Source organism: Microcella indica, assembly GCF_013414345.1.
GTDB classification, from domain to species: domain Bacteria; phylum Actinomycetota; class Actinomycetes; order Actinomycetales; family Microbacteriaceae; genus Microcella; species Microcella indica.
This window is the reverse complement of the sequence record NZ_CP058670.1, coordinates 547,827-565,529: the sequence shown is the minus strand read 5'-3', so window position 1 is coordinate 565,529 and position 17,703 is coordinate 547,827. Positions and strand designations below refer to the sequence as shown.

General features: G+C 71.0%; 18 protein-coding genes. 8 read left to right on the top strand and 10 right to left on the bottom strand.

Annotated features, from left to right (window positions below; genetic code table 11):
- From HUJ41_RS02805 to HUJ41_RS02795, 3 genes are read right to left on the bottom strand one after another with little or no spacing between them, the layout of a single operon-like run.
- Positions 1–1,134, bottom strand: a complete 1,134-nt coding sequence (locus tag HUJ41_RS02805) for a hypothetical protein (protein ID WP_179873271.1) — start codon at positions 1,132–1,134, stop codon at positions 1–3.
- Positions 1,131–2,369: a sensor histidine kinase gene (locus HUJ41_RS02800; protein WP_179873270.1), complete on the bottom strand. Its 1,239-nt coding sequence runs from the start codon at positions 2,367–2,369 to the stop codon at positions 1,131–1,133. The genes HUJ41_RS02805 and HUJ41_RS02800 overlap by 4 nt, the downstream gene beginning before the upstream one ends.
- 12 nt (positions 2,370–2,381) lie before the next feature.
- Positions 2,382–3,449 carry a 4-hydroxy-3-methylbut-2-enyl diphosphate reductase gene (locus HUJ41_RS02795; protein WP_179873269.1) on the bottom strand — a complete coding sequence of 356 codons (1,068 nt, stop codon included), beginning with the start codon at positions 3,447–3,449 and terminating at the stop codon, positions 2,382–2,384.
- A gap of 76 nt (positions 3,450–3,525) precedes the next feature.
- On the opposite strand from HUJ41_RS02795, the gene xseA reads away from it, so the two are divergent.
- From xseA to HUJ41_RS02770, 5 genes are all read left to right on the top strand, one after another.
- A complete protein-coding gene (gene xseA / locus HUJ41_RS02790; protein ID WP_179873268.1) occupies positions 3,526–4,836 on the top strand; it encodes an exodeoxyribonuclease VII large subunit in 1,311 nt (436 codons plus the stop codon).
- Position 4,837: 1 nt separating this feature from the next.
- Positions 4,838–5,104, top strand: coding sequence for an exodeoxyribonuclease VII small subunit (locus tag HUJ41_RS02785; protein ID WP_179873267.1), 267 nt, complete (start codon positions 4,838–4,840; stop codon positions 5,102–5,104).
- Positions 5,101–5,751 (top strand): DUF4245 domain-containing protein, encoded by a 651-nt coding sequence (locus tag HUJ41_RS02780; RefSeq protein ID WP_179873266.1) that lies wholly within the window; start codon positions 5,101–5,103, stop codon positions 5,749–5,751. The genes HUJ41_RS02785 and HUJ41_RS02780 overlap by 4 nt, the downstream gene beginning before the upstream one ends.
- A gap of 34 nt (positions 5,752–5,785) precedes the next feature.
- Positions 5,786–6,424 carry a carbonic anhydrase gene (locus HUJ41_RS02775; protein WP_179873265.1) on the top strand — a complete coding sequence of 213 codons (639 nt, stop codon included), beginning with the start codon at positions 5,786–5,788 and terminating at the stop codon, positions 6,422–6,424.
- 97 nt (positions 6,425–6,521) lie between these two features.
- Complete coding sequence (locus HUJ41_RS02770; protein WP_179873264.1) at positions 6,522–7,922, top strand: class II fumarate hydratase; 1,401 nt, start codon at positions 6,522–6,524, stop codon at positions 7,920–7,922.
- On the opposite strand, the gene HUJ41_RS02765 is transcribed toward HUJ41_RS02770, so the two are convergent.
- Genes HUJ41_RS02765 through HUJ41_RS02755 form a run of 3 tightly spaced genes read right to left on the bottom strand, consistent with a single transcriptional unit; the run spans position 7,919 to position 12,002 of the window.
- Positions 7,919–8,242 (bottom strand): P-II family nitrogen regulator, encoded by a 324-nt coding sequence (locus tag HUJ41_RS02765; RefSeq protein ID WP_179873263.1) that lies wholly within the window; start codon positions 8,240–8,242, stop codon positions 7,919–7,921. The genes HUJ41_RS02770 and HUJ41_RS02765 overlap by 4 nt on opposite strands.
- On the bottom strand, positions 8,239–10,617 hold the full coding sequence (locus tag HUJ41_RS02760) for a putative inorganic carbon transporter subunit DabA (RefSeq protein WP_179873262.1): 2,379 nt from the start codon (positions 10,615–10,617) through the stop codon (positions 8,239–8,241). The genes HUJ41_RS02765 and HUJ41_RS02760 overlap by 4 nt, the downstream gene beginning before the upstream one ends.
- A complete protein-coding gene (locus HUJ41_RS02755; RefSeq protein WP_179873261.1) occupies positions 10,614–12,002 on the bottom strand; it encodes a proton-conducting transporter transmembrane domain-containing protein in 1,389 nt (462 codons plus the stop codon). The genes HUJ41_RS02760 and HUJ41_RS02755 overlap by 4 nt, the downstream gene beginning before the upstream one ends.
- A gap of 106 nt (positions 12,003–12,108) precedes the next feature.
- Between HUJ41_RS02755 and HUJ41_RS02750 the strand changes: the two genes are divergently transcribed.
- Complete coding sequence (locus tag HUJ41_RS02750; RefSeq protein WP_224744538.1) at positions 12,109–12,432, top strand: helix-turn-helix transcriptional regulator; 324 nt, start codon at positions 12,109–12,111, stop codon at positions 12,430–12,432.
- A gap of 89 nt (positions 12,433–12,521) precedes the next feature.
- Here HUJ41_RS02750 and phoH2 read toward each other — a convergent pair whose 3' ends face one another.
- The 3 genes from phoH2 to HUJ41_RS02735 form a co-directional block, all read right to left on the bottom strand.
- Positions 12,522–13,814, bottom strand: coding sequence for an RNA 5'-3' helicase PhoH2 (phoH2, locus tag HUJ41_RS02745; RefSeq protein ID WP_179873832.1), 1,293 nt, complete (start codon positions 13,812–13,814; stop codon positions 12,522–12,524).
- A gap of 258 nt (positions 13,815–14,072) precedes the next feature.
- Positions 14,073–15,194 (bottom strand): aminotransferase class V-fold PLP-dependent enzyme, encoded by a 1,122-nt coding sequence (locus HUJ41_RS02740; protein WP_179873259.1) that lies wholly within the window; start codon positions 15,192–15,194, stop codon positions 14,073–14,075.
- 28 nt (positions 15,195–15,222) lie between these two features.
- On the bottom strand, positions 15,223–16,014 hold the full coding sequence (locus HUJ41_RS02735) for an isoprenyl transferase (RefSeq protein WP_179873258.1): 792 nt from the start codon (positions 16,012–16,014) through the stop codon (positions 15,223–15,225).
- Positions 16,015–16,094: 80 nt separating this feature from the next.
- On the opposite strand from HUJ41_RS02735, the gene trhA reads away from it, so the two are divergent.
- Positions 16,095–16,862: a PAQR family membrane homeostasis protein TrhA gene (gene trhA / locus HUJ41_RS02730; protein ID WP_179873257.1), complete on the top strand. Its 768-nt coding sequence runs from the start codon at positions 16,095–16,097 to the stop codon at positions 16,860–16,862.
- Here trhA and HUJ41_RS02725 read toward each other — a convergent pair.
- On the bottom strand, positions 16,806–17,093 hold the full coding sequence (locus HUJ41_RS02725; protein ID WP_224744537.1) for a hypothetical protein: 288 nt from the start codon (positions 17,091–17,093) through the stop codon (positions 16,806–16,808). The genes trhA and HUJ41_RS02725 overlap by 57 nt on opposite strands.
- A gap of 142 nt (positions 17,094–17,235) precedes the next feature.
- Between HUJ41_RS02725 and HUJ41_RS02720 the strand changes: the two genes are divergently transcribed.
- On the top strand, positions 17,236–17,640 hold the full coding sequence (locus HUJ41_RS02720) for a DUF4307 domain-containing protein (protein WP_179873256.1): 405 nt from the start codon (positions 17,236–17,238) through the stop codon (positions 17,638–17,640).
- Positions 17,641–17,703: the final 63 nt, after the last annotated feature.

Sequence of the window (17,703 nt, the reverse complement as noted above, 5' to 3'; positions counted from 1 at the left end):
CTACCGCTGACCCTCCGCGTCGACGTCGAAGCTCACGACGAGCGACTCCCCGTTGCGCCACTCGATGCGCCTCACGACGGACTTCACGCTCAGATAGTAGGGGGCGAGGACCGTCGTGCGCCGCCCCTCGGGAAGATCGAGCGAGACCGTGACGGCCACGGCCACCGCGTCGTCCCCCGCAGCCGCCAAGCGAAGACGAGCCCCGAAGACACCCGCGTCCGGGTCGGAGAACAGGCCGGTGATGAGAGCTGTGATGGCACTGCGCTGATCGACCGTGATCGTGCCGGCCAGGCGGTGCGGGTCGTCGACGTGCACGGGCCACTCGGCCACGATCGCGCTCAACCACGACTGCGCGTCTCGATCGACGAGCGCCCGCCGCAGCTCGTCGGCGAGCGCCGCGGCACGCCGACGATCTCGGTCGCTCACCTCCTCCGCCGCAGCGATCGACTGCAGGAACGGCTGCATGCGCTGCGACCAGGCGCCCGCCGTGACCCGCTCGAGGATGGCGAGCACGGGCTCCTCCTGCTCATCCTTCACGCGGGCGTCGCCCACCAGGCCGCGCCAGCGCTCGACGTCGGCGATCATGACGCCCGTGAGCACCGACCCCCCGATGATGGCGAAGAGCACGGGGGAGGACGCGGTCAGGGCAGCGGCCACCGGCAGCCGCACGCCCTCTCCCCCCGTCGCGCTCAACGCGCCGAGGATGGTGCACACGGAGAGTCCGATCATGCCGGGCAGGAAGACGCGGCCGGGCACGAACGGGGCGAGAGACATGGCGATGAGCGCTGCGGCGAGGGACGCCCACCACAGTTCTGGCACGACGGCCTCGCCGCGCAGGCCCGCAGCCGAGACGAGCACCCCGAGACCCGTCAGCACGAAGACGGCGATCGACAGCGCCGCACCGAGCCGCCCCCGGTACGGGCGAGACCCGACGTGGATCAGGACACCGGCAGCCACGAGGAGGACGAGGGCGAGCACCTGCGTCGTGATCGAGCCACCGGCCTGCCCGCCCGCCGTGATCGAGACGATGCCGTGGAGCGCGACGACGATCGACACCCAGATCGTCACGAGGGACGACGTGAGCCAGCTGAGCGTGTCGACATCGATCGCCGAGAATCGCCACCACCGTCTCATCGCTCGACCTCGTCCACTGTCGCGACCGGCTCGGCGGGAACCGACAGCAGCACGGTCGTGCCCGTCGACCCCGACCAGACGCGCGCCGAGCCTCCCACGCGCTCGACGCGGCCGACCACCGACTCCCGCAGGCCGAGGCGGTCCGCGGGCACGGTCGCGGGGTCGAACCCCCGACCCCCGTCGACGATCATGACGGTGAGCAGCCCCTCGGCCGACCCCAGTGTGACGTCCGCATGAGTCGTGCCCGAATGCGCGACGACGTTGTCGAGGGCGGCCGCGGTCGCCCCCAGGATCGCCTCGGCCGCGTCATCACCGGGATACCCGAGGGCGGCATCAGCGCCCGCGACGTCCACGCGCATGCCCCGCCAGCGCACGTCGTCGACAATGGCGAGCAGGCGCGCACCGAGGCTCGCGCGCCGCGGATCCGGTGCCGGCGACGTGCCGCGTGGAGACACCGTCGCGGTCGCGACGATGCGAAGATCACGACGGATGCGCTGCCGCAGCCGCGCGTCGAGCTCGGGCGCGCTGCGCGCGACGAGCGTGAGCGCGGCGAGCGCCGTGTCGTGCACGACCGCGGTCGCGGCGCGCTCCCGCACGCGCTGATCCTCGCCGCTGCGGGAGGACTGCGTCAGCGCAGGCAGCTCGGGCAGGCGCTCCCGCCGGCGGCGCCAGCCGATCGCGACCATCGCGTACGCCCCGCAGATGATGCCGGCGTCGGTCACGCGGTCCCAGGAGAGCACGTAGGTCTCCCCGACGAGCGCGGCCCCCGCGGCGAGGGAGACGCTGCCCGCGAGCCACGCGCCCGAGACCCACAGAATGCCGTTCGAGGCGCGCGGTCGGATCGCGCCGATAAAGATGAGGGCGGTCGCGACGGCCTCGATGAGGTAGGCGCTCTGCGACTCGCCCCGCGACAGCGTGAGCATCGCGACCGCCGCATAGACCGTGCCGGCGACGGTGCCGAGCGCGAGCTGCGCCGCCGCGAGCAGCGCCGTCGGTCGCCACGCGAGCGCGAGCGAGCTGACGAGCATGAGGGCGAGGAGCGCCGCGAGCGGTGCGACGCTCGCGAGGTCGCCGCGTCGAGCGCCCACCTCGAGCAGGATGCCACCGGCCAGAAGGATGCTCGCGGGGCCGATGAGGCGCTGCGCAGTCGCCAGCCCGCGCACGAGAGCGCTCGCCGTCACCTCGCGAGGGGGAGGCAGTCGCAGCGCCGAAGCGGTCGCATCGGCGGTGGTCATGGAGCCAGCCCGTCAGGCCCGCGTGCGCCCGCCGAGCGCGCGGTCGTCACGCTTGCCCGACTTGTCGACCCGTAGCTCCTTCGGCAGCGAGAACAGCAGGTCCTCCTCGGCCGTCGTGATCTCCTCCACCTCGCCGTAGCCGGCGTCGGAGAGGTCGGCGAGCACCTGCTGCACGAGCACCTCGGGAACGCTCGCCCCGGAGGTGACGCCGACGGTCGCGACACCCTCGAGCCACTCCTGCCGAATCTCACTCGCGTAGTCGACGCGGTAGGCCGCCCGCGCACCGTACTCGAGCGCCACCTCCACGAGGCGCACGCTGTTGGAGCTGTTCGCCGACCCGACGACGATCACGAGATCGCACTCCGGGGCGACCTTCTTGATCGCGACCTGACGGTTCTGCGTCGCGTAGCAGATGTCGTCACTCGGAGGGTCCTGCAGATGCGGGAACCGCGCGCGCAGACGCCGAACGGTCTCCATCGTCTCGTCGACGCTTAGCGTGGTCTGCGAGAGCCAGATGAGTTCGTCGGCGTCGGGCACCTCGACGGTGTCGGCCTCCTCCGGACTGCCGATGAGGATCGTGCGCTCGGGCGCGTGACCCATCGTGCCCTCGACCTCCTCGTGGCCAGCATGACCGATGAGCAGAATGCGGTAGTCCTGCTTCGAGAAGCGCACCGCTTCGCGATGCACCTTTGTCACGAGCGGGCACGTCGCGTCGATCGCGGCGAGGCCGCGGTCGGCCGCGCCCTGCACGACGGCCGGGCTGACTCCGTGGGCGGAGAAGACGATGTGCGAGCCCGGCGGCACCTCCTCGACCTCGTCGACGAAGATCGCACCGCTCTTCTCGAGCTCGGTCACGACGTGGATGTTGTGCACGATCTGCTTGCGCACGTACACGGGTGCGCCGTACTGCTCGAGCGCCTTCTCGACCGCGATGACCGCCCGGTCGACGCCGGCGCAGTACCCGCGCGGCGCGGCGAGCAGCACCCGCTTGCTGCCCGCGACGGGTTCGTCGGTCAACCGCGCGCGCCGCGCGGGAACGATCGGTGTGCTGACGGGGGCTCCGTTGGTGATGGTGCTCACAGGGCCCAGTCTAGGCGCGGGCCCCTGAAGGTGGACTCCGTGCCCATGTGTCGCCGCCCGCGGCTACCCTGGGGGCGTGACCGATGCCCCCGAGGCTCCCCGCCGCCCGGGAGCCGCACCCGATCCGACGGCGAGCGCCGCCGACGCGCCGTGGCCGGTGGGGCAGCTCTCCTCGAAGCTGAAGGGGTACATCGACCGCCTGGGCACGGTCTGGGTCGAGGGCGAGATCACCCAGTGGGGCGTCTCCGGCGGCAACGTCTACGGCAAGCTCAAAGACCTCGCAGCCGAGGCGACCGTCTCCTTCACCATCTGGTCCTCCGTGCGCGGGAAGCTGCCGGAGGGACTCGGTCAGGGCGATCGGGTCATCGCTCTCGTCAAGGCGAACTGGTGGGTCAAGGGCGGCACCCTGACGATGCAGGTGTTCGAGATGCGACGCGTCGGCCTGGGCGACCTTCTCGAGCGCCTCGAGCAGTTGCGGCGTCAGCTCACGGCCGAAGGGCTCTTCGCCCCCGAGCGCAAGAGGCCCCTGCCCTTCCTCCCGCAGTGCATCGGGCTCGTCACCGCACGCGACAGCGACGCAGAGAAGGACGTGCTGCGGAACGCGCAGCTGCGCTGGCCGTCCGTCTCGTTCCGCGTGCACCACTCCGCCGTGCAGGGCGACCGGGCCGTCGGCGAGCTCGTGGCGGGCATCCGAGCGCTCGATGCCGACCCCGACGTCGACGTCATCATCGTCGCGCGCGGCGGCGGCGACTTCCAGAACCTGCTGCCCTTCAGCGACGAGGCCGTGGTGCGCGCCGCCGCCGACTGCGAGACGCCCCTCGTGAGTGCGATCGGGCATGAGAACGACCGACCGCTGCTGGACGATGTCGCCGACCTTCGCGCCTCGACACCGACCGATGCCGCGAAACGGGTCGTGCCCGATGTCGGCGAGCAGCTCGCGACCGTGCAGCAGGCCCGGTCTCGGCTCATCACCCGGCTCACCTCGATGCTCACGACCGAGATCGAGCGCGTGGCGCAGTTCCGCTCCCGACCGGCGCTCGCGAGTGCGACGTGGATCATCGCCACGCGAGCGGAGGAGCTCACGCGCCTCGTCGCGCGCGGTGCGGAGTTGACGACGCGCCGCCTCGACAGCTCGCTCGACGCCCTCGACGAGCGGCGCCGCCAGCTGCGGGCGCTCTCTCCTCAGCGGACGCTCGATCGCGGCTACGCGATCGTGCAGGACGACGCCGGGCGCGTGGTGAGCAACGCCGCGCGAGCGTCGCTCGACGATGCGCTGCACGTGACTCTCGCCGCGGGCCGCCTGACCGCGACCGTGACGGGCACCGAGCCCTCGCCGAACGACGCCCCATCGCACACTCCCACCCCGAGCGAAGGAAAGCAGACCTAGCATGACTGACGTGACCGACTCCCCCGCCTCCGAGACCTCCCCACCCGAGCGCGCCGAGGTCAGCGGCCTGAGCTACGAGCAGGCGAGAGACGAGCTCGTGCGCGTGGTCTCCGAGCTCGAGCAGGGCGGCGCGACGCTCGAGCAGTCGATCGCCCTGTGGGAGCGCGGCGAGGCGCTCGCGCGACGATGCGAGGAGTGGCTGCTCGGCGCGAAGGCTCGCCTCGACGCTGCTCGCGCCGCCGCCTCCGATGACGGCAGCGCCCCGTGACGTCTGCGGGAGCGGGCAGGGTCGTCGCCGAGCTCGGTCGGCCCGAGACGCCGGAGGAGACCGCGGCACGCGTGGCCGAGTCGCGGCGCCGTCGCCGCGCGAACCAGTCGACGAAGAATCTCGTGCTCTCCCTCGTCGCGTCGCTCGGCATCGTCCTGTTCCTCGTCGTCGTCGTCGTGCGGCAGACACCCACTCCCCCGCCCGTGGACTACCCGTCGACCGCAGCAGATGCCTCCGCCGCGCTCGGCACGGACGTGCTGGCGCCCACCGTCCCCCCGGCCTGGTCGGCCAACCGCGCCGACCTCACCGCGAGCGGCGGCGTGCGCGAGTGGTACATCGGCTTCCTCACCGACACCGACGCCTTCATCGCCCTGGTGCAGGGCTTCGAGACGAATCCGACGTGGCTCGATGACCTGCTGCGGGGTGCGTCGGGCGGAGAGCCCGTGGAGATCGCCGGGGTCGAGTGGAACCTCTACGATCGACGTGGGGTCGACGCCGTCGGCAGCCGCCAGTACGCCCTCGTGACCGAGGCCGCCGAGAGCACGATCGTGCTCTACGGCACCGCGTCGGAGAACGAGTTCGCGCTACTGGCTACTGCGATCGCCGCCGACCTTCCTGCCGAGGACGAGACCGAGACCGCACCGTAGTCGCGGCCTCGATCGATCAACGCGAGGTGACCGCATGACTGCAACCCGACGCACCCCCGCCCAGGCCTGGCGCGAGATGGAGCGCGGCAACGCGCGGTTCGTCTCGGGCGAGCCGCAGCATCCGCACCAGGACGTCGAGCGGCGCACCGAGCTCGCCGGCTCGCAGGCCCCTGGCGCGGCCTTGTTCGGCTGCTCGGACTCTCGACTCGCCGCCGAGATCATCTTCGACAAGGGACTCGGCGACCTGTTCGTCGTGCGCAACGCCGGGCAGGTCATCAGTGACAGCGTCGTCGGCTCGCTCGAGTACGCCGTGGCAGTGCTGCGCGTGCCGCTCATCCTCGTGCTCGGGCACGACGAGTGCGGTGCTGTGCGGGCCGCGATGGACTCCGCCCGACCCGGCGCCGAGCCGTTGCCCGTGCACATCCGCGGCATCGTCAACCAGATCCTCCCCGCCGTTCAGCGCGTGCGCATGAGCGCGGGGGCGAGCGCGATCGACCAGCTCGACGCTCTCGAGGTCGGTCGTCAGCACTTGCGCGACACCGTCGGAGCGCTGCTCTCGGCGAGCGAGCTCATCAGCGAGGAGGTCGCCGCCGGTACGCTGGCCATCGTCGGCGCGAACTACAAGCTGCGCGAGGGTCGCGTCGAGCCCGACGTCGTCGTGGGCCAGATCTGACCGAGCTCGACGCACGCCGAGCCGACACCCGGGCATCCTCACCCGCCACCCGCCGACCAGACACCCCACCGCCACGCACAGAAGGACGCACATCGACGTGACCGAGACAGACGACTACCGCATCGAGCACGACACCATGGGCGAGGTGCGCGTGCCACGCGACGCCCTCTACCGGGCCCAGACCCAGCGCGCCGTCGAGAATTTCCCGATCTCCGGCTCGGGGCTCGAGTCGGGGCAGATCATCGCTCTCGCGCAGATCAAGCGCGCCGCCGCTCTCGTGAACGCCGAGCTCGGAATTCTGGATGCTCCGCTCGCGCAGGCCATCGCCGAAGCGGCAGAGCAGATCATCGAGGGGCAGCATCACGATCACTTCCCGGTCGACACCTACCAGACGGGCTCGGGCACGAGCTCGAACATGAACATGAACGAGGTGCTCGCGACCCTCGCGACGCGCATCGCGGGGATGGACGTTCACCCCAACGACCACGTGAACGCCTCCCAGTCGTCCAACGACGTCTTCCCCACCTCGGTGCACGTCGCCGTGACGAGCGCGCTGCTGCACGAGCTCATCCCCGCGCTCGAGCACCTCGCCGTCGCCCTCGAGCAGAAGGCCGAGGTGTGGTCGACCGCAGTCAAGGCCGGACGCACCCACCTCATGGACGCGACGCCGGTCACTCTGGGGCAGGAGTTCGCCGGCTATGCGCGACAGGTGCGCCTCGGCGTCGCGCGCGTGCGCTCCACGATCGAGCGCGTCGCGGAGGTGCCGCTCGGCGGCACGGCGACGGGCACAGGAATCAACACCCCGCTCGGATTCTCGCAGAAGGTCATCGTTGAGCTCGCGAGCTCCACGGGGCTGCCGATCACCGAGGCCCTCGATCACTTCGAAGCGCAGGGCGCCAGGGACGGCCTCGTGGAGGCGAGCGGCGCCCTGCGCGTCATCGCCGTGTCGCTCACCAAGATCTGCAACGACCTGCGGTGGATGGGGTCGGGCCCGAACACCGGCCTCGGGGAGCTGCGCATCCCCGATCTGCAGCCGGGCTCGTCGATCATGCCGGGCAAGGTCAACCCGGTCGTGCCCGAGGCCGTGCTCATGGTGTGCGCGCGCGTCATCGGCAACGACGCGACCGTTGCGTGGGCGGGCGCATCGGGCTCCTTCGAGCTCAACGTCGCGATCCCCGTCATGGGCACGTCGCTGCTCGAGTCGATCCGCCTCCTCGCCAACTCGACGCGGGTGCTCGCCGACAAGACCGTGACCGGTCTCGAGGCGAACCTCGAACGCGCTCGGGCCCTCGCCGAGAGCTCGCCCTCGATCGTGACGCCCCTCAACCGCGTCATCGGCTACGAGGCGGCCGCGAAGGTCGCCAAGCACTCCGTCGCTGAGGGTCTCACCATTCGCGAGGCCGTGATCGACCTCGGATTCGTCGAGCGCGGCGAGGTCACGCTCGAGCAGCTCGACAGCGCTCTCGAAGTGCTGCGCATGACGGCGCCGGGCCTCTAACGGAAGTAGTGCGGTCTGCTCACGTAGGTGTCGGAGACGAACATGACGCCCGCTGTGAGGTCGAGCAGTGAGCGCAGACCCTCGATGAGATCGTCCGCCCGGTCATCGGGCACGACCGTGATGATGAGCGTGAGCGCGTCCCGGTCGTTGAACAGTTGCCGGCCCTCGTGAGCGAAGTGGTGCCCGAGACCGGCCACCGCAGGCAGGCTCGTGTAGCCCGTCGCTCCCGCCGCGACGATCTGGCGGCGCACCGCGTCGGCATCGACCGTGCGCGCCACGATCTCGATCTTGGTCATCCTCGTCAGTGCTTCGCGGCTCATGCCGCCTCCTCTCCTGCAGTCCACTCGGCGCCGGGCAGCTGCCACGACTGCCACCCTGCTCGGGTGTACCGCTCCCACTCGCCGACCGTGTCGCCCGGTCGCACGAGGGTCACCCATTCGCCGTGCACGAGATCGTGCACGACGTCGGCGCGCTCGACGATGCGCTCGATGCGCTCGCGCGGCGCGTCGACGACCACGAGCAGCCGCACGGGCTCGTGGTGGAGACCGTCGCGGGTGCCGACCGATTGCCACGGCAGGCCGAGTCGCAGGTCTCCCGACGGCCCGCTGAGCACTCCAGCGCCCGCGACGAGATTGTGCACCGTCTTCGACCCGGCGCCGAACACCTCGGGATCGACGGCGGAGTAGTAGTACTGCGCGTTGATCCAGTGCGCAACGACGAGCGGTGCCGTGAGGATCGTCTCGAGCGCCGTGCCCTCGGCGTCGTGCTCGGGCGCGTACGAGTGCAGGAAGACGCGGCGCTCGAGGTCGGCGCCCGCGGTGAGCGACCGCGGCCCGATGACGATCGCGGCGTTCCGCGCGAGACCCCACTCCGGGTACACCTGAGCCCAGTCCCGCGACCGACGAGCGGCGGCGATGCTCGCCGGCGTGCGCGCAGACGCGCCCGGCAGATCCAGCATCCGTTCGGCGGCGAGGTCGTGCCCCGCTGCCCGAGCGTCTCGCTCGACCTCGGCGGCGGCGTCGCGCCGCACCGGTTCGAGCCGGTGCAGGTCGGCGAGCGTGACCACGTCAGTAGCCGTGTCGTGCTCCCCGGCGAGGAAGACGGTGGCCTCAGGGATGCTGATCCCCCGCTCGCTCAGTCCCACCCGCACCGCCGGCGTGTTCAGCAGCGCGGCGGCAGCCCGCGCATTGGGAGCGCCCCGGTGGCCCCCGCACGCTCCGCAGTCGAGCGCCGTTCGGTAGGCGTTGTTGGTCGTCGACGTGCCGTGGCCGACGAAGACGACGAGAGGCGCGAACGACTCCACCATGCCCATGGTGCGCAGAATCACCTCGGCCGTGTCGAGCTGCGCCTCAGGGGTGAGCGCGCTATCGAGGTCGAGGAGCGTGGGCACGCTCATGGCCGGATCGTCGGGGCGCCCCGCGCGCACTGCTCGCCCGGCCAGCAGGCTGCGCGCGATCGAGCGCGGGCCCAAGAGCCACCCGGTGACCTCGGCCCAGCCGAGCGGGGCGCCGGGAAGGGCGTCGGGCGCCTTGACGCTCGAGCGCAGGGCGCGGCGGAGGGCGAGAGAGCGCACGAACCGAGCGGCGTCGCGCCACGCCCCGGGTGCCGGTCGCTCGGCCACGCGGTAGCGGGGAGTCACCAGCACGGGGCATGCTGCCGCGGGCTCGGTCGCGGCGAGGGGCTCCACGAGCGCGGCGATTCCGAAGAAGCCGGCGAAGCCGGAGGTGGCGTAGGGGCCGCGACGCTCGAGGTGCCGTCGCAGTCCTTCACTGCGGGGGTCGATGCAGAAGACGAGGTGAGCGCGGGGTGCCGAGGCGTCACGGTGACGACCCGAGCATGCGGTGATCTGCTCGAGCACCCGACGATGGGGGGCCGACTCGAAAGCCTCCTGCCAGACGAGCGTGCGCACGGCGCCCGCCTCGTCGCCGTGCCCCGCAGCGGGCATGGGTCGAGGCTCGTCGAGTGCCCATTCGAGTGCTGCGCGCACGGCGAGGAGGTCGACGATGTCCACATCGCCCGCGGTCTCGGCGCGCCATCGCACGTAGGCGGCCCAACCGGGCAGCCGGGCGAGCCCGGCGCGAAAGTGCGCGAGCTGCTCGTCCTCGCTCACGTCGGTGATCTCGAGAACGGTGGCGAGGGCACGATCGGCGACGTCGGGGAGTTCGGCGATGCGACGCCTCGCCTCTCGCGGGAGGGTCGCGTCGTGGAGCGCGAGGGCGCGCCACGCGCCGAAGTATCCGAGCTCGGCGACGGGCACGGGCCACGCCGCGGCATCGGGGGCGAGCGCTGCGCGGCACCATTGGGCGAGTCGCTCGTCGACGGCGCTGATCGGCTGCCGCTCGAGCGGTGGAGGCGGGGCAGCACGGGTGAGGAACCGCGTGACGAGCTGCGCGTCGGTCGCCCCCCGCGGGGACTCGGCGTCGCGGCGACGGATCGCCTGGGCGAGGTCGGCCTCCGCGATGCGACCGGAGTCGAGCAGGTCGCGGTACTGCCCCTCGGAGAGCGCCCCGCGGGCTCCGAGCGCGGGTGCGGCCCGCGTCACCGCACCGGCGAACCCCTCGGAGAGCGAGGGCAGGAGCGGGTTCACTGCGATCGCCGCGTCGAGGCCGTAGTACGGGGCGATCACCGAGGCGGCGATCTCGGCGCGTGCCCGGGCGCGGAGGGCCGCGCGCATGGGTGCGACGATATCGGTCATGACGAGGCTCCTGTCGTGAGCGGGCTGCCGAGGGGGTCGGATGCGGGGATCGCGCGCGCCGTGGATGCTCTGCCCGCGGGACGCCGAGCGCGAGGGTCGCCGAAGCCGAGACCGAAGGCTTGCAGGGCCAGACCCGTCCGGCTCATCGGGAACCATCGACGCACGACGCCGAGAGCGACGACGAGGAGGAGGGCGAGCACCGCGACGACCACGATGGCGGGCTGCGCCTCGGGCGCAGACTCGGGTGTGATCACCGCCGAGAGCAGCGATGCAGCGAGTGCGTACGCCGCCGCACCGCCCGCGAGCAGGGTGGTCGACGCGGCGGCGAGCGCGGTGCTCGGGGCGAGTCGTGCCGCGCGGGCGCCCGCGGCGGCGAAGGCCGCGCCCACCACGACGAGGAGCAGGAGTTCGGGCACGCCCCGGCCGCCCGGGTACACCGCGACCGCCACGGCCGCGAGTGTCATCACGGGGAGCGCGATGCCCGCGAGGGCCCGGGCCGCGGCGCTGGGGCGGGAGAGCGCGAGGACCGCCGGGGCGCGGCGGTCGTAGGCGCGACGGTCGATGCCGTCGCTCGAGGCGAGGAAGAGCGAGCTCTTGTACAGGCCGTGGGCGACGAGGTGCACGAGCGCGGCGGCGGCGAGGCCGAGGGCGGCGCACAGCAGCATGAAGCCCATCTGCGCGACGGTCGACATGACGAGTCGGCCCTTGACGTCCGTTCTCACGAGCGAGGCCGTCACACCGACGAGGAGGCCGACCGCCGCGAGGAGGCTGAGCGCGAGGGATGCCAGGGCGCTCTCGCCGATGAGGGGCAACTGGGTGATGACGAGGATGCCCCCGCCGTTCACGATGCCGCCGTGCAGAGCGGCACTCACGGGAGTCGGAGCGTAGAGAGAGCCGACGAGCCAGCTCTGCGCGGGCGGCAGGGCACAGCGCAGAACGGCGGCGATCACGAAGAGCAGTGCTGCGGCATCCCCCTCGGCACCGAGCGACATCAGAACGATCGCGGCCCAGAGCGCGACGTCGGCGGCGACGAGCCATACGGCACCGGGAAGGAGTGCGCGCACTCCCCCGCCGAGACCGAGGGCCACAAGCGTCGCGACGGTGGAGGCGCTCCAGGCGAGGCCGAGCATCCAGAGCGGGCCCGCGACGGCGAGCAGTGCCGTCGTCGCGAGCATCGCACCCAACGCCATCGTGAGGGCAGTGCCGTGCCGGTCGCCGCGGAGTGAGCGGTGGGCGAAGGGCACGACGGCTGCGGCGATGCCGACGACGAGGACGAGCAGCACCAGCGCGACGCCGTCGAGTCGCCACAGGCCACCATCGATCGGGGGCATGGGTGCCACCGCGAGCAGTGCGCGAGGGTCGAGGGGGGTACCGGCTGAGAACATGGAGAACCTCCTTGCGCGCATCACAATACACGATTGCTAGTTCGCGTATTGCACAACGTGCATTTCGATGCCGGACGGGGCGCGATGTGGCTCGTACAGTGGTCGCGTGGCCGAGTGGACGTTTCTGACGAATCACACGCACGTGCTCGTGTGCCTCTCCGACGACCCCGATCTGCGCATGCGCGACATTGCCGAGCGCGTCGGCATCACCGAGCGCGGCACGCAGCGCATCGTCGCCGAGCTCGTCAAGGCCGGCTACCTCGTCAAGACGCGCGAGGGCCGACGCAACCGCTACAGCGTCGTCGACGACGAGCCGCTGCGGCACCCCCTCGAGCGCACGCACACGATCGGCGAGCTCCTGCGCGCCGTCGGCGACCGCGCGCGGCAGCGTGGCGAAGCACCGTCAGGATCGCCGGGCGACCAGGGCTGAGCGGAGTCGCGCTCCGACGCGCAGCACAGCTCGAATAGCACGAGAGGGGTGCCCGACAGGACACCCCTCGCCGTGCTGATCAGGTGCGCTCAGGCGAGCTCGTTGCCCTCCAGGAGCTCGGTGACGAGCGCCGCGATGGCGCTGCGCTCGCTGCGCGTGAGGGTGATGTGGCCGAAGAGCGCGTGGCCCTTGAGCGTCTCGATGACGCTCGCGACGCCGTCGTGCCGCCCGACCCTCAGATTGTCCCGCTGGGCGACGTCGTGCGTGAGCACCACCTTCGAGTTCTGCCCGATGCGGCTGAGCACCGTCAGCAGTACGTTGCGCTCGAGCGACTGCGCCTCATCGACGATCACGAACGCGTCGTGGAGCGACCGACCGCGAATGTGCGTGAGCGGCAGCACTTCGAGCAGCCCGCGCTCGATGACCTCGTCGAGCACGTTCTGCGAGACGACCGAGCTGAGCGTGTCGAACGTCGCCTGCGCCCAGGGGTTCATCTTCTCGCCCGCATCGCCCGGCAGGTAGCCGAGCTCCTGCCCCCCGACCGCGTACAGGGGACGGAACACCATGATCTTGCGCTGCTGCTGACGCTCGAGCACCGCCTCGAGACCCGCGCAGAGCGCGAGCGCTGACTTGCCCGTGCCCGCGCGACCGCCGAGGGAGACGATGCCGATCTGGGGGTCCATGAGCAGGTCGATCGCGAGGCGCTGCTCGGCAGAGCGGCCGTGCAGACCGAAGATGTCGCGATCCCCGCGCACGAGGCCCACGACGTCCTCGCCGAGGACGCGCCCGAGGGCCGACCCTCGGTCGGAATGGATGACGAGCGTCGTGTTGACGGGAAGCTCGCGCACCGCCGCGCTCGACACCGTCTCCCGGTCGTAGAGATCGGCCATCTGCTCGGCCGACAGCGTGATCTCGGCCGTGCCGGTCCACCCGCTGTCGACGGCGAGCTCGGCCCGGTACTCCTCGGCCGCGAGACCGACCGACGAGGCCTTGACGCGCAGGGGGAGATCTTTCGAGACGACCGTGACGGCCAGGCCCTCCTGCGCGAGGTTCAGAGCGACCGCGAGAATGCGCGAGTCGTTGTCGCCGAGCTGCAGCCCGCTCGGCAGCACCGACTGGTTCGAGTGGTTGAGCTCGACCCGCAGCGAACCGCCCTCCTCCCCCACCGCGATCGGGAAGTCCAGGCGCTCATGCTGCACCCGCAACTCGTCGAGGTGGCGTAGCGCCTGACGCGCGAAGTACCCGATCTCCGGGTCGTGGCGTTTCGCCTCCAGCTCGGTGATGACGACGACAGGGAGGACGACGGCATGCTCCGCGAACCGGAACATGGCTCTCGGATCGCTGAGGAGGACCGAGGTGTCCAAGACGTAGGTGCGCTGCATCACCTCCGTCGTCGACGCCGTGGTGCGGGATGTCTGGGAGGAGGTTCTCGATGCGGCCACCAGTGCTCCAACCCCGGAAGCGCGGGCGCCCCCGGACTCATCTGACGTGCCGGCCAGGGCTCGCAAGACGAACTTCCGGCCGTCTCGACCAGGCTCGATGCCTGATGAGCGCCACGCTATGCCTCCCGTCGCGCTCGACGCGCAACGACACGCGCGTGTTACGGGTTGGTTCACCCAGGAGAGAGCACGGTGCCTCCCTCAGTGCCGCGTGGCGGCTCGGAAGGTGAGCAGGGCCGTTCGCAGAAGTGCGAGCGTGTCCTCGCTCGTCGACACGTGGGCGCTCAACCGCACGCGCCCCTCTCGACTGGTCGCTGAGATGCCGTGGTTGTGGAGAGCGGCGGCGAGCACGCCGAACTGGTCGGCATCGGGCTCGACGACCACGATGCCTGCCCGCTCCTCGTCCTCCCGCGGGGAGACGACCGCGAGGCCTGCCTCGTCGACGAGTTCGAGAATGCGGGCGGTGCGGTCGAGCACCACAGGGGCGATGACCTCGACGCCGACACGGACGACTGCCTCGACAGCCGCAGCGAGTCTCGCCTCGGCACCCGGGTCTGCAGCGCCCACTCTGAAGGCACCCGCATCGTCCTGCGGCGGCAGGATCTCGTGAACGGGCTCCACCGAGCCCTGCGCGAGCCACCCCGACCAGACCGGCGTGAGGCTCTCGCGGGCTCGATCAGAGAGCACCAGATACCCGGTGCCAGGGCCGGCGCGCAACCAGGTCCGGCCTCCGCCCGCGATCACGTCGACCGCCTGCCACGGTGCGTCCACGACCCCCGCGCCCTGCGAGGCGTCGACGATGAGCAGCCGGTCGCCGATGACCTGGCGCACTCCCTCCAGGTCGACGACCTGGCCGGTGCGGTAGTCGACGAGGCTCACGATCACCGCGACCGTGTTCGCCCCCACCTGCTCCTTCACGACTCCCGGCGTCACGCGCTCGTGCTGCGGCACGAGGTCACGCGGCACCAGCACGCCGAGGGCCTCCGCCGCCCGCGCGAGGGCGTAGCCGACGGCGGGGAAATCGCCCGGCGATGCGGAGACGCCACCCGTCAACCCGAACATGACGTGCATGAGCGCCTGCGAGGCACTCGGCTGGAAGACCACCTGATCGGGGCGGAAGCCGAGCATCTCGCCGAGCGCGGCCCGTGCCCGGGCATCCTGCTCAGCGAGTGTCTGGAGCGAGCCGAAGCGCGCGCGCGCGAGAAGTTCGGCGTGCGCGCGCTCCTCGGCCAGGACCGGGTCTCCCACGGGGGCGAGACGGGCGAAGTCGAGGTAGCCGGGGTCTTCGTGGAAGTCGGCGATAAACGCATCGAGAGCTGTCATGAGGGTCTCCAGGTGTGAGACGGCGAGCCTACTGGCCGAAACGGCGCTGGCGGCGGGAGAAGTCGCGCAGAGCACGCAGGAAGTCCACCTCGCGCAGGTCGGGCCCGAGGGCCTCCACGAAGTAGAACTCGCTGTGAGCGCTCTGCCACAGCATGAAATCGCTCAAGCGCTGCTCGCCCGACGTGCGGATCACGAGGTCGGGGTCGGGCTGGCCTCCCGTGTAGAGGTGGTCGGCGATGTTCTCCGGTGTGAGCAGCTCGCCGAGCGCGTCCAGAGTGCCGCCCGCCGAGGCGTGCTCGTGCACGAGCGAGCGCACGGCGTCGGCGATCTCGCGCCTGCCGCCGTAGCCGACGGCGAGATTGATGTGCAGGCCCTTGTGGTCTCGCGTGCTCGCCACGGCGGCGTCCAGCTGAGCCAGGAGCGGGTCCGGGAGGCCGTCGCGGCTGCCCACGTGCTGCACGCGCCAGTCGCGGAACTGCGACAGGGCGCTCGCGAGCTCGCCGATGATGGGGATGAGCTCCCGCAGCTCCTCCGACTCCCGCCCCGTCAGATTGTCGGTCGAGAGCAGGTAGAGCGTGACGACTCCGATGCCCGCGTCGTCGCACCACGTCAGGAACTCGCGAATCTTCTCCGCTCCGGCGCGGTGCCCGTGCGCGCTCGTGCCGCCGGCGCGCAGTCGCGCCCAGCGCCGGTTGCCGTCGAGGATCATCGCGACATGACGAGGGTGCGTGGCATCGGACAACTGATGCCGCAGCCGGCGCATGTAGAGCTGGTAGAGCACGCCGCGCCCGCGGAGACTTCTCCTCGATTGCACAGCCATCACGGTAGTGCACCGTGCTCGCATTGTTCACGGTCTCCAGTCGAAAGGCGCCTGTGAGCTGGGCGGGCTACGATCGCGGCATGACGCCTGCCGCTGAGGAGCCCGTGACCACCGCCGCAGACCGCGTCGACGACGAGCCCGCGGCGGACATCCCGAATGTCCCTCTCCTCGAGGAGTCGATCGAGTACGAGCGGATCGAGCAACGAGAGGAGAAGCCGACCTGGCGCGGCTGGATTCACGCCGGCACGTTCCCGCTGGCCGTCGTCGCCGGCATCGTGCTGCTGATCGTCGCCGACGGTGTCGCCGCCACGTGGTCGAGCGCCGTCTTCATGACCTCGTCGCTCCTGCTTTTTGGCATCTCGGCGACGTACCACCGGTTCCACTGGAGCACGCGCACGCGCATACTGCTCAAGCGCTTCGACCACGCCAACATCTTCCTGCTCATCGCCGGCACCTACACGCCCCTGGCCATCATGGCGCTGCCCCCGGACAAGGGCTACCTGCTGCTCGCGCTCGTCTGGGCGGGTGCTCTGCTGGGCATCGGCTTCCGCGTCTTCTGGATCACCGCGCCTCGCTGGGCGTACGTGCCGCTCTACGTGCTGCTCGGGTGGGCGGCTGTGCTGTACATCGTCGACCTCTTCGCCGCGAGCCCGGCCATGATGACGCTCGTGATCGTCGGAGGGCTCGCCTACACGGCTGGGGCGGTCATCTACGGGCTCAAGCGCCCGAACCCGGTGCCGGGCGTGTTCGGCTTCCACGAGATCTTTCACACCCTGACGGTCGTGGCGTTCCTATGCCACTGGGCGGGGGTCCTCATCGTCGCCCTCGACCCGCCCTACGGCGGCTGAGGCCTGCTCCTCCTCGAGGCGTTCGCGCACCTCTCCGCGATACCGCACGCGGCGCACCCGCCGCGACATGTCGATGATGAGCAGAATCGCACCGACCGCGACGAGGAGCGTGACGACGAAGCCGATGACGCCCGGCGTCACGAGGTTCTCATCGACCTGTATGGGCGGGAGGAGCGGGTCGTCCACAGGGTTCGGCCCGATGCCGGTTCGGTGAACGGTCAGCCAGTGCACGCGTGCTCCTCGAGTCGATCGGCGTGGGATTCACGCCGAGGGGGGAGGGCGCCGAGCGCTCGCCTCTCAGCGGCGCCGACTACCCTGAGAGCCACACTATCGAGCGCATCCGGATGCTCGCCGACCACCCGCACAGGAAACCATGACGACGACCCAGCAGCTCCTCGATGAGCGCTACGGGCGCAGCGCCGGGAGCGAGCGCCGTACTCGCCGCATCCTCATCGCAGGAGCCATCACTCTCGCCGTGGTCCTGACCGCGTGGGTCGTGTGGGGAGGACTATCGGGCACGAGCGCGACGCTCGAGACGCGTGAACTGGGCTATACCGACGTCACCGACACGTCGATCACCGTGCAGTGGGAGGTGACGGCACCACCGGAGACCACTGTGCACTGCGCACTGCAGGCGCTCAACAGCAGCTTCGGCATCGTGGGGTGGACGATCGTCGAGATCCCCGCCTCTCCTGAGCGCACCCGGTCCCTCGCGCAGACCGTGCGAACTTCAGAACCAGCCGTGACGGGTTTGCCGTACCGCTGCTGGCTCCCGTAATATCCTCAGATCACTGCGGCGAGCCGACCCACCGGGTCGGCTCTGTTGCGTCAGGAGGCAGAC